Source organism: Streptomyces sp. NPDC059455, from assembly GCF_042750115.1.
Taxonomy (GTDB): domain Bacteria; phylum Actinomycetota; class Actinomycetes; order Streptomycetales; family Streptomycetaceae; genus Streptomyces; species Streptomyces endocoffeicus.
In genome coordinates, this window is record NZ_JBHYVB010000006.1 from 31,269 (window position 1) to 41,673 (window position 10,405).

Below are 10,405 nucleotides of genomic sequence, written 5' to 3' on the forward strand. Positions count from 1 at the left end.
GATGAGCCAATCGCCCAGCCACCACGCGGAGGAGTCGGCGATGAAGGGAATCTGCTGGCCCGGGTGGCGCCCCCCGGGGAGCGGCGCAGCGGGGGGGTGGGTCAAACCCGGGGGCCCGGGGGGGGGGCGCCCCGGCGGGGGTCGCCGCCCGGGCCCGTCTTGTTGTTCAGGTCCCCGAGATGCCTTGCGGTCTTTTGAGGTCCTCTCAGAATCCTTCGGGGACCGATCCATCCTGGTCGATGACGTTGTCGCCGGGGCCGCCGTCGATGTCGTCCTGGCCGGGGCCACCGAAGAGGTAGTCGTTGCCCGGTCCGCCCTTGATGGTGTCGTCGCCCCCTTCGCCGTCGATCGTGTCATCGTTGCCGGCGCCGTCGAGGTGGTCGTTTCCGGGGCCGCCGTAGATCTCGTTGGCCACGTCATCGCCGGTGACGATGTCGTCGCCGTCCCCGGCCCACACCGCGAACGAGTCGGTGATGGTGTCGTTGCCGGCGTTGCCGTTCGCGTTGGTGGCGTGGCTGATGGTGTCGTCGCCGTCGCCGCCCACCGCGACGGAGGCGCCGATGATGGTGTCGTCGCCGGTCCCGCCGTCGACGTTCACATCGCCGCCGGAGATCTTGGCGCTGTCGTTGCCGTCGCCGAGTTCGACGTTGCCCTGGTCGCCGCCGTGGTCCGGGTCGGGGACGGGCACGGTGCAGGTCACATACGTCAGGTCGGTTGCGGTGGGGTGGGTGCAGTCGGTGCCGGCGTTGATCTCGACAACGTCGTCGACGCCAAAGGTCAGCGTGGTGTCGGTCTCGCTGACCCGCTTGATGGTGAGCTTGTTGGTCTGGCCGTCGGCCGCCGTGTAGGCCATCGCTCCGTCGGTGACGGTCACGGTGGCCGGCGACGCGGCCGACGACACCGGCGACGACGCGGGCGAGGTGGCGGCCTGGGCGTTCCAGGCGAAGAGTCCGGTGCTGGCCGCGACGGCCAGTAAGGCGGCGACGCCGACCGGGCGGACGCGGCGGGAACGCGGGCCAAGGGTGGACACGAAAAACCTCCGTGGGGGTGGATCTGATTTCCGATCACCCGTTTCGACGTGGAAAATCCACGCGGGGTTGTGCCACTCCCATGCTCTGTTCGCCGATCTTTCCGATTCCCATTTCGCGTTCAGCTGCACGGCACCGGGAATTTACCGCGCGTTGCCGGAACGTGCGTTCTACGAGCGGCGGGAACTCCGGTGAGCCCCGGAAACGGGTGGCGAGGCCGTACGGGGCATCGGTCGTGGATCGGCTCTGGACCGGTATCCATCAGGAGTCCTCACAACGCCCGAAGTAGTGAATCGCTCGGTGGCGGGGGCATAGTTTGAGGTGTTCACGACCCGGGAGGGGGCCCGATGAGGCGTACGGAAGCGGCCAAGCGGTTGGGAAGGTTCGTGCGGGAGCACCGGACCGATGGCGCGAGACGCCTGCGGCAGGCTGGTATCTGGCTGATGGCCGGGGCTGTGGGCACGGCCTTCGGGGTGCCGGTGGCGGTCGCATCGGTGGGCACCACCGAAGGGGCCCCAGCGCTGGCGGGGTTGCTGCTCGGGGTCGGCCTGGTGGGGTGGGGTCTGGGGATCTGGCGTCTGGTGCAGGCGTTCCGTACCCGGGAGCAGTGCTTCGACATTCATGAGCGGGGGTTCACCCACCGGGTGGCGGGCACCGCCACCGTGATCCCCTGGGAGGACGTCGCGCAGGTGAGTACCTCTGGCGGTGACGGCCGGCCGCTCGCCGACGCCCGGGGCATGGGCTCTACGTGCGAGATCCGGCTGCACAGCGGACGCCGGATCCGCGTCGATGCCTTCACCGAGGACATGCGGGGCCTGGCGGTGGTCGTCCATCGTGCGGTTCACCTCGGGCAGTTCCCCCAGGGCCGGCGACGCTGACCGGGCCCTGGCCGTTCGGAGACGTCGGGTCACCCGTGTCTTTGCCGTCGGCGAACTATCCGGGCCCGGAAAGCATGGACCAATGCCCCCGCTCGGGCGGCGAGTCTCATCGTCCGACCTCATGCCGGGCGAGTTCCTTGAGTTCCATGCGCGCGGCGGGTGTGCCCGACTGCTCGCCGCCATGGCGGGGACGGGCCTGACCTTGGCGTCTTTTCCCTGGGCGCAGTCGTGTTAGCCGGATGTTAGCGGGACGGCGGTGGTGCGGTAGTGGTGCGGTAGCGGCCCCGGTCAGAGTTGTTGTCGTACCGAGCAGAACACGACACCGACCGCTCCGGGGGACCCGAAATGCGCTCCAACACCACTGCCCGCATCGCCCGCCGTCGCACCCTCCGCGTCGCCGCCGCGGTCCTGACCGCGGCCGCCGCCCTGACCCTGACGGCCTGCAACGGCTCGGACGGTGGTGACACGAAGTCCGCGGGCCAGGCCGACACGGCCCCGGCCGGGTCCAGCGGCTCCTCGGGTTCCTCCGGCGGTGCGCAGGGTGGTGCGCAGGGTTCCGATACCAAGGCCAAGGGGGGCTCGGAGGCAGGCGCCGCGCAGGATCAGTCGGGTGGCGGGCAGGCCGCCACCGAAGGCGGCGGCAGGGCGCACGCGGGTGTCGAGCGCTGCCGCACCGAAAACCTGGAGGCCGCCTTCGCCACGGGCCAGGACGCGCTCCCGGTGCCGGAGGACGGCGGGACGACCGCCACCATCGTCCTGATGAACAAGGGCTCCTACTCCTGCAGGATCGGCGGCTTCCCCGGTGTGGACCTGACCTCGATCAACGGCGGCGAGCGCTGGTCCCTGGTCCGCTCCTCGCAGAAGTGGAGCTCCGTGGAGGTGGAGGCCGGCCAGAGCACCGAGTTCACCCTCAACCTCGCCTTCACAGCGGAGGAAGAGGGCTTCTACCAGCCGACCTGGGTCGAGATCACCCCGCCCGACGAGACCAAGGCCCTCAAGATCGGGTGGCCCTGGGAGTCCGACACCCTCGTCGACCAGCGCAGCGCCACCCACCCCGGCACCTTCGTCAACCCCATCGGCTGACCAGCTCACAGCTGTGCCATGAGGGTCCACTGCCCCGCTGCCCTGGTGTGTGACGGCACCAGGGCAGCGGACTTTCCGTTCCACGGCCCGTGCCCCCTTCGGCGACCGCTGCCGACGTTCTTCTCCCGCGCCCCGCCCCAGCTCCACGTGATCCCGCTCCGCTTCCATGATCGGGAGTTGCACCGGTACGGACCCGCCTCGGGCTGCGGCGTTCAGCCGGCGGTGTCCGATGCCGGTGTCGGCTGGGGCTGGAGCTGGGTGAGGTTGTCCATTATCAGTCCGAGGGTGAAGTCGAACCGGTCGTGTCCGGTGCCGGAGGTCAGCTCAGCGGCATAGCGTCGGGTCTGCGGAAACGTGTCGGCCGGCAGTGCGGTGAACCGGCGGATCAGCTCCTCGCGGCCGAGGACCCATTCCTGCTCCGGGTGTCTGCGCCGCTGCTGGACCAGCGACTGCTCCAAGGCGTAGGCGCTGACGTAGAGGGACAGGGCATCGAGCACCCAGGCGGCGTTCCGCGGTTCGATTCCGCCGGCGAGCAGGATCGCCAAAAGCCCTTCCTTGACCCGCAACGTGGAGAGATTGGTCGGGACTACGCCCAGCGCGGCACGGGAGACTCCGGGGTATTTCAGGTACTGATCGCGGATCTGCGCGTACACGTCGAGGATCTGCTTGCGCCACCGGGCCGGGTCCGGTTCGGGCAGCACGACCTCGGAGCAGAGCCGACCGACGAGCAGATCGTCGATGTCCTCTTTGCTGACGATGTGCGCGTACAGCGACGACGGCCCGGTGCCGAGTACCGCGGCGACTCGGCGGATGGTCAGTGCGTCGTAGCCCTCGGCGGCCACGACTTGCAGGGCGGCGTCGGTGATCCGGTCGACCGTGATGGGCTTCTTGCGTGGTGGCGCCGCTGCGGGCTCCCCAGCGGGCTGGGCGTGACGAGCTGCTCGGCGTTGCCGGGGATCGGAGGGCATACCGATCACTATAGCTTGACACGATCTAAGTTCGCCAAGTAGAGCTTAGGTCGTGTGTGAAGAACTAAGTTCGTATTCGCGTGGTTTCGCGTACCCCCTGCTCAGCGGTCCTGCGCAGGGTTCTGAAAGTCTGTTCAGGAGGTCTGTGATGCGAGTTTCCGTGGTCGGAGCCGGTCTGGGAGGTCTGTGCCTGGCACAGGGTCTTCGTGGTGCCGGGATCGAGGCGGACGTGTACGAGCGGGACCCGGCGATCACCGCACGGTTCCAGGGCTACCGGCTCGTGCTGAGCCCGACGGGGTTCGAGGCGCTGCGCGGCTGTCTGCCGCCGCGCTGGCACCCGCTGCTGGACGCGATCGTCGGTGACGCCTACGCCGAGCAGCTGATCCTGGACCCGCAGCTGAACCAGATCGGCGAGCTCGGCCCCGGTAGGAGCGGGATCGTGATCGACCGGCATGTGCTGCGGCACCTGCTGCTGACCGGACTCACCGTGCGCACCGGGGCCGCGCTGACCGGCTACGACGTGCTGGACGACGGCAAGGTCGAAGCCCGGTTCGCGCACGGCGACCCGGCCACCGCCGACCTGCTCGTCGGGGCGGACGGGGTCGGCTCCGCCGTCCGCGCGGTGCTCTCGCCGCGGACCACCGCGACCGACACCGGCACCCGGTTCGTCATCGGCCGTACGCCGCTGACCGAGCGCTTTGTCGCCCTGGAGCCGGCCTTCGGCTCGAAGATCGCCGGGGACGAGGTGAGCCTGATGCTCGGAGCGATGCGGTTCCGTACCCCGCCGAAGCAGGCGGCCGAGGAACTGGCACCCGAGGTGACCCTCCCCGATATCCGCGACTACGTGCGCTGGGCCATGCTCCTGCCACCGAACGGCTCGCTCGGCGCCCCAACCGCGCAGGAGGCCGCGCTGTCCAGGATGGAGGGCTGGCATCCGGACCTGCGGGCGCTCATCGAGCAGGCCGACCCGGACAACAGCACCCTGCTGTCCATCCGGGTGGTCGAGCCCCGCGAGCGCTGGGCGCCCGGTCCGGTCACGCTGCTCGGAGACGCCATCCACGCCACCTCCCCGACCGGCGGCAACGGTGCGAACACCGCCCTGCGCGATGCCGACCTGCTGTGCCGCTGCCTGATCGAGGCCGTCGAACGCCGTCAAGACCTCCTCGGCGCGGTCGGCGACTACGAGCGGCAGATGTTCGAGTACGGGGGCGAGGCCGTGCGCCACAGTCTCGCCGCGCTACCCGCCTTCGTCCCGAACCCGGAACGACCCGAGCCGGCATAGGTTCAGAACCTCCCAGCCACGCCCTCAAGGCCGAACGACACGTTTCCGGCGTGTTCCGGCCGGCCGCCCTGTAGGTGGTCGCCAACCGGGTTCTCCTGACCGGCCGCCCGTCGTCAAACGATCGTTCTCGAAGGAGTTCCTAGCTAAGTGGTCGGCTCCGGAAAACCTTCGGGGGTTGATCAGGCTGTCAGGGCAGGTCAGCGCAACCGCAACGGGCATGACGGGCAGGCCGGTCGGGAGAAGCGAAACCCTACGGGAAGCGGCCCTCCGGGCCTGCGCCACTATCCAACAGAGCTCAGGCTTCCGCGACCGCCGACTCGAGCAGGGACAGCGTCTGGTTGTCCGCGTCCACGTGTGCGCGGACGCCGATAGGCAGCGGCAGGTTGGGCGAGGTGTGGCCGAAGTCGACCTGGGCGAGGACCGGGATGTCACGCTGCGCCAGGACATCGAGTACCACGTCGCGTAGACCTGCGCGCTCTCCGCCACCCTCGTGGGGCGAGACCTCGGTCGGGATGCCGACCACCATGGCCGCGATCCGGTCCAGCACACCGGACAGCCGCAAGGTCTGCAGGTCGTTCCAGATCCGCGAGACCGGCCGCTGCACCTCCTCCCAGAACAACACGGCGCCCTCGAACCGTTCGGCGGCCAGCGCGAACGGTGTCGCCTGCAGGAGGACCAGGCGGTTCAGCAAACCGCCGAACAGTGGTCCCTGCGCGCGGCCCGGCCGCCAGGTTTCCCAAGCCCCCATCGCCGGCAGCACGCCCGGCGCCTCGGCCTTGGTGAGCACACGGGTGTAGAGGTCGACGAGCTCGGAGCGACGGGCCTCGTCGCCCAGCGTGTACCAATCGCTGCCGAAACCGTGGGTGGCGATGTCGGAATGGAGGCCGACGAGGCCGGTCTTGGCGTACAACGCCATGTGCAGCAGCGAGATATCGCTGTAGCCGAGGATCGGTTTCGGGTCGGCCCGGATCGCGTCCAGATCGATCAAATCAAGATAGCCGATGGTCGCCTGTCCACCGGTATGCGCGATGATGGCCCGCACCTCCGGGTCCCGGAGCAGAACATTGAGTTCGTCGGCCTGCTCCGCCGGAGTGCCCGACGCCCACCAGCGATTCCGCGCCGGGTTGACCATCGGGCTGACCCGCACGCGGAAACCCATCCGCTCGAGTATCGCCACACCGCGGGCGAGCAGTGGTTCCTCACCCGGCTCGAGCTGGCCCGAGGGCGCGGTAACGACGACGAGGTCGCCGGAACGTAGCGCGCAGGGCCGAAGGATCGCAGGCATGGGGCCTCCTCCTTGTTGATCAACAATGGCGAGCAACAAGGCCCGTGCCGCCGGTATTCCGCCCCGGCAGCAAGACAGGCAACACGCCGGCACGCCAATCTGCGCGACCGCTCAGCTTCTCAGTGCGGAGGACTCCTCCTCGCGGGCTTTCGTGTAGCGGTTTTCCGGTACCGGGAGGCCCAGGTTGCCGCGGAGGGTGGTGGCCTCGTACTCGGTGCGGACGATGCCGCGTTCCTGGAGGATCGGAACGACCTCCTCGCGGAAGCGCCGCCACTGACTGGGGTGCCCGATGGGGTAGTTGAAGCCGTCGAGGGCGTGGCCCTCGAACCACTCCTGAAGCCGGGTGGCCACCGTTTCCGGCGATCCCGCGAACGGGGTCGGGCGCGGGCTCGAGATGAACTCCACGGTCTGGCGGAGCGTCCAGCCCTTTTCCTTCGCCTTGTTGGCGATCTTCTCGGCGTTGGTACGGAAGCCGCGCTCCGCGTGGGCGAGGGCCTGTTGCGGGAACGGGGCGTCAAGGTCGTACTGGCGGAAGTCGTGCCAGCCGAACGGGCGGCCGAGTCCCGCCAGGGCTCGGTCGAAGTCCCTGTCCCCGGTCTGGATCTCGCGCTCGATCTCCCTGGCCTGGTCGTCCGTGTCGCCGACGAATACCGAGGTACCGGGCATGACGACGATGTGCCCCGGGTCGCGGCCCTTCTTCGCCGCCCGGGTCTTGATGTCGTTGTAGAACGCCTGGCTCGCCTCGATGGACGAAGCGTTGGTGAAGATGGCCTCGCCGATCGTGGCGCCGAGGTCACGGCCCTGCTCGGAGTCGCCGGCCTGGAAGATGACTGGCTGGCCCTGCGGGGAACGGGAGACGTTCAGCGGGCCGACGACCTGGAAGTGCTCGCCCTTGTGGTTCAGGGCGTGCTGCCTGGCCGGGTCGAGGAAGGTGCGCGTGGCACGGTCGCGCGGGAACGCGTCCTGCTCGTAGGAGTCCCACAGTCCCTGGGCGACCTGGACGAACTCCAGGCCCCTGGCGTAGCGGGTGTCGTAGTCGTAGTGCTCGTCGCGGGAGAAATTGCCCGCGGCGCCCGCGTCGCCGGTGGTGACCACGTTCCAGCCGGACCGGCCGCCGGAGATGAGCTCCAGGGAGGCGAAGCTGCGGGCGACGTTGAACGGGTCGTTGTAGGAGGTCGTCACGGTGGCGACCAGACCCAGATGGCTGGTGCTGCCCGCCAGGGCCGACAGCAGGGTCAGCGGCTCAAGGCGGTTGAGGTAGTGGGGCGCTGAGTCCGCGGTGATGAACAGACCGTCGACGATGAAGACCAGGTCGAACTTGGCCTCCTCGGCCAGGCGGGCCTGCTCGATGTGCCAGTTGATGCTGACGCTGGCATCGACCGGAAGGTCCTTGTCGAGCCAGAGGTAGGGCTGGCCGGGGCCGCCGGCGCCCATCGTGATCGCGCCCAGCTTGAGCTGCCGCTTCTGGGCGCTCATGCCGCCACTCCCGTGCTCTCCGCCAGGGGCTCGCCCCACAGGGCGTAGGTGTCGGTGTGCTTGCCGCCGACCCGGTAGGCCGCCTCGGACGAGGACGAGGACGAGGACGAGGACGGGGACGAGGACGAGCCGCCTAAGTACAGCCTGATCCTCGGCTGCTGGGCCGACTTGACGCCGGAGTAGTGGTTCTCGACCTGGTAGTACTGGCCGTGGTAGCCGAAGGGCCCTGACTCGGTCCAGGCCGGCTTCACGATGTCCGGGTACTCGTCGGTGCGGGCGTACCGCTCGTCCTTGGTCAGGTGGTCGCCGTCGGCGCGCTGCTCGGCGTCATGGCCGCCGGTGATGATGTGCACCGCGATCCGGCCGCCGCTGACGAACTTCCCAGGGGAGTCCTTGTCGATGACCCGGCCGCCGCTCAGCCCTATCTCCGACTGGTCCCTGGTACTGATCGTGCCAATGAACTCGACAGGCATGCGGTTGGTTCCTTCCTGGTACCGCTGACTTCTTCTCGTGAGTGCTGCTTGCCTGGCTTGTCGTGGGGCGCTCAGCCTAGCGGTCGCGTAGATCGGGATGTGCTCATGGTCGGCGATGCGGGCGTTCGTCCCGGCGGTGAGTCGTCCATGCCTGACGGATCAGGTCGCCCCCGGGCGTCAGGTGGCCGACGCAGCCTCACACCGATCCCCACGCCCGTCTTCGCGATCGAACGGATTCCGGAAGCGACCGGAGTCGCTCGCTGCCCGGTACGGTCGCGCGCACCCGCGCGTGAGGCACTCTGGCCGCATGACGTGGAACCCGGGTGGCCATCGAGCTGGCCCGTCACGGGATCGACGTGGCGGGTGTGGACACCGATGAGTCGATGCTCGCCACCGCCCGGCGGCTGGCCCCGGAGATCCGCTGGCACCAGCGGGATCTGATCAACCTCGACCTGGGGTTGTCATTCGATGTCGTGGTGCTGGCGGGCAATGTCCCTCTCTTCACCCCACCGGGAACGGAACCGGCCCTGGTGGCTGGGGCGGCGGCCCATGTGCGTCCGGCCGGGCGTCTCGTCGCGGGTTTCGCCCTCGACCGCGGTTACACGCTGGACGACTACGACGCGCACTGCCGTGCGGTGGGACTCACCATGGAAGCCAGGTACGCGACTTGGGCTGGCGACCCTTACGCCGACGGGAAGTATGCCGTTTCCGTGCATGGCAAGCCCTGATACCCGCCACGGGGCCGACGTTCAGGGCTCCAGGCCGGCCCGACAGGTCGATATCCATCAACGTGAGCTCGTCGCGATATTCAGCCCGTGACTGGCCAAGACCTGGCAAATCAGCTCAGCCCGGCGGGACGGACGCCGGTAAGCCACTGCCCGATTCGGACAGCTGTCGCCGAGTGCGGACAGTGACAAGGGCGCTGAATTCCTACGTTGCTGATGGTTCATCACCGGCTACGCTGCCGAACCAGTTCGGGCCGGGCCGCCCCGTCCAAGTGGGACTGGGCAGGCACGTGCGTCATCCCTTCTCCGTGAAGCGGCCGTGGCGCAGGGTGCGGTCCTGGCGCAGGCTCCTGGCGCGGCTGAAGGGCAGGATGGAGCAGCTCGTGAACACGATCGACGCTCCGGAACCTACCCCATGACCATCCCAGGCCTCCTGTGCTGTGCGGCCAAGGGGCCCTGCACACGTGGTCCGTCGACGGCTCCCTTACCGACCTGCTCCACCAGACCGCCGGTCGGCTGGGCGTGACGCCGTACGCCGTACTCGTTGCCGGGTTCGCCGTCTGGGCCGCCAGGCGCCGCGGTCGGCTCGCCGACATCGTGCTGGCCGTTTCCAGTGACGCGCCGACGTGGTCGGGCTGCTGGGTGACGCCGTTCCTCTGCGGGCCCGGCTCGGCGAGGCCGATACCTTCGCCGACCTGGCGCGGCAGCTCGGGGCCACGCTCTTCACAGCGCTCGACCACCAGGAGCTGCCGCTGACCGATGTCGCTGACCTGGTGGCGCCCGGCACCTCGTACCACCAAAATGGATAAGGCATTCCGGTTTCTTGATCGCCAGGCCGTTTGTCCGCGCCAGGGTCGGGAGCTGTTGTCATTCATCAGCTGTGAGACCGACCACAGGGTCGGGGCTCGTCGGGTGGCGCCGCCGGGCCGGCGAGCGAGACCAGAGAATCCGCCTCCCACCAGGCACGATACGAGGGGGACGGCGGCGGTTGGGGGCGGCGTGCCACCGTGGCGCGCGGCCATGGGCTCGGGCCACCGACGCCTCGGAAGGCGGGGGGCTCCTGTTAACGCTGGGTAAACTGCCTGTTCGGCGTATGCGGGGGTCGGTTCGACCGGAGGGGCGGAACATGCCCGTCCGGCCACCGGCGCCCGCGATTCGAGGCGGCCGCTGGACGGCCGCGCCGAGTGGTCGCCCTCGCGGAAACCAT

General features: G+C 69.1%; 9 protein-coding genes and 1 pseudogene. 5 read left to right on the plus strand and 5 right to left on the minus strand.

The genetic code is table 11. The annotated features are described in order from the left end of the window. Positions 1-205: 205 nt before the first annotated feature. Positions 206-1,030, minus strand: coding sequence for a calcium-binding protein (locus ACFXB5_RS03465; RefSeq protein WP_385201921.1), 825 nt, complete (start codon positions 1,028-1,030; stop codon positions 206-208). Positions 1,031-1,375: 345 nt separating this feature from the next. On the opposite strand from ACFXB5_RS03465, the gene ACFXB5_RS03470 reads away from it, so the two are divergent. After that, positions 1,376-1,906 carry a hypothetical protein gene (locus tag ACFXB5_RS03470; RefSeq protein WP_385201923.1) on the plus strand — a complete coding sequence of 177 codons (531 nt, stop codon included), beginning with the start codon at positions 1,376-1,378 and terminating at the stop codon, positions 1,904-1,906. A 345-nt stretch (positions 1,907-2,251) separates the two neighbouring features. Further along, positions 2,252-2,989, plus strand: coding sequence for a DUF4232 domain-containing protein (locus ACFXB5_RS03475; RefSeq protein ID WP_385201924.1), 738 nt, complete (start codon positions 2,252-2,254; stop codon positions 2,987-2,989). Between the two features lie 212 nt (positions 2,990-3,201). Here the strand turns inward: ACFXB5_RS03475 and ACFXB5_RS03480 are convergent, their stop codons facing one another. Further along, entirely contained in the window at positions 3,202-3,957 is a 756-nt protein-coding gene (locus tag ACFXB5_RS03480; RefSeq protein WP_385201926.1) for a TetR/AcrR family transcriptional regulator, read from the minus strand. Positions 3,958-4,105: 148 nt separating this feature from the next. On the opposite strand from ACFXB5_RS03480, the gene ACFXB5_RS03485 reads away from it, so the two are divergent. Beyond that, the gene (locus ACFXB5_RS03485; protein ID WP_385201927.1) at positions 4,106-5,239 is read left to right on the plus strand and encodes an FAD-dependent oxidoreductase; all 1,134 of its coding nucleotides are present in this window, start codon (positions 4,106-4,108) and stop codon (positions 5,237-5,239) included. 295 nt (positions 5,240-5,534) lie between these two features. On the opposite strand, the gene ACFXB5_RS03490 is transcribed toward ACFXB5_RS03485, so the two are convergent. The 3 genes from ACFXB5_RS03490 to ACFXB5_RS03500 all read right to left on the minus strand — a co-directional run bounded on the left by ACFXB5_RS03490 (position 5,535) and on the right by ACFXB5_RS03500 (position 8,473). Continuing rightward, positions 5,535-6,524 carry an LD-carboxypeptidase gene (locus ACFXB5_RS03490; RefSeq protein ID WP_385201929.1) on the minus strand — a complete coding sequence of 330 codons (990 nt, stop codon included), beginning with the start codon at positions 6,522-6,524 and terminating at the stop codon, positions 5,535-5,537. 111 nt (positions 6,525-6,635) lie between these two features. Further along, positions 6,636-8,000 carry an LLM class flavin-dependent oxidoreductase gene (locus tag ACFXB5_RS03495; protein ID WP_385201931.1) on the minus strand — a complete coding sequence of 455 codons (1,365 nt, stop codon included), beginning with the start codon at positions 7,998-8,000 and terminating at the stop codon, positions 6,636-6,638. Further along, entirely contained in the window at positions 7,997-8,473 is a 477-nt protein-coding gene (locus ACFXB5_RS03500; RefSeq protein WP_385201932.1) for an LLM class flavin-dependent oxidoreductase, read from the minus strand. The genes ACFXB5_RS03495 and ACFXB5_RS03500 overlap by 4 nt, the downstream gene beginning before the upstream one ends. A gap of 320 nt (positions 8,474-8,793) precedes the next feature. Here ACFXB5_RS03500 and ACFXB5_RS03505 point away from each other — a divergent pair. Beyond that, positions 8,794-9,201, plus strand: a pseudogene (locus ACFXB5_RS03505) (class I SAM-dependent methyltransferase); the annotation flags it as partial. 623 nt (positions 9,202-9,824) lie between these two features. Beyond that, on the plus strand, positions 9,825-10,007 hold the full coding sequence (locus tag ACFXB5_RS03510; protein ID WP_385201933.1) for a hypothetical protein: 183 nt from the start codon (positions 9,825-9,827) through the stop codon (positions 10,005-10,007). Positions 10,008-10,405 lie beyond the last annotated feature (398 nt).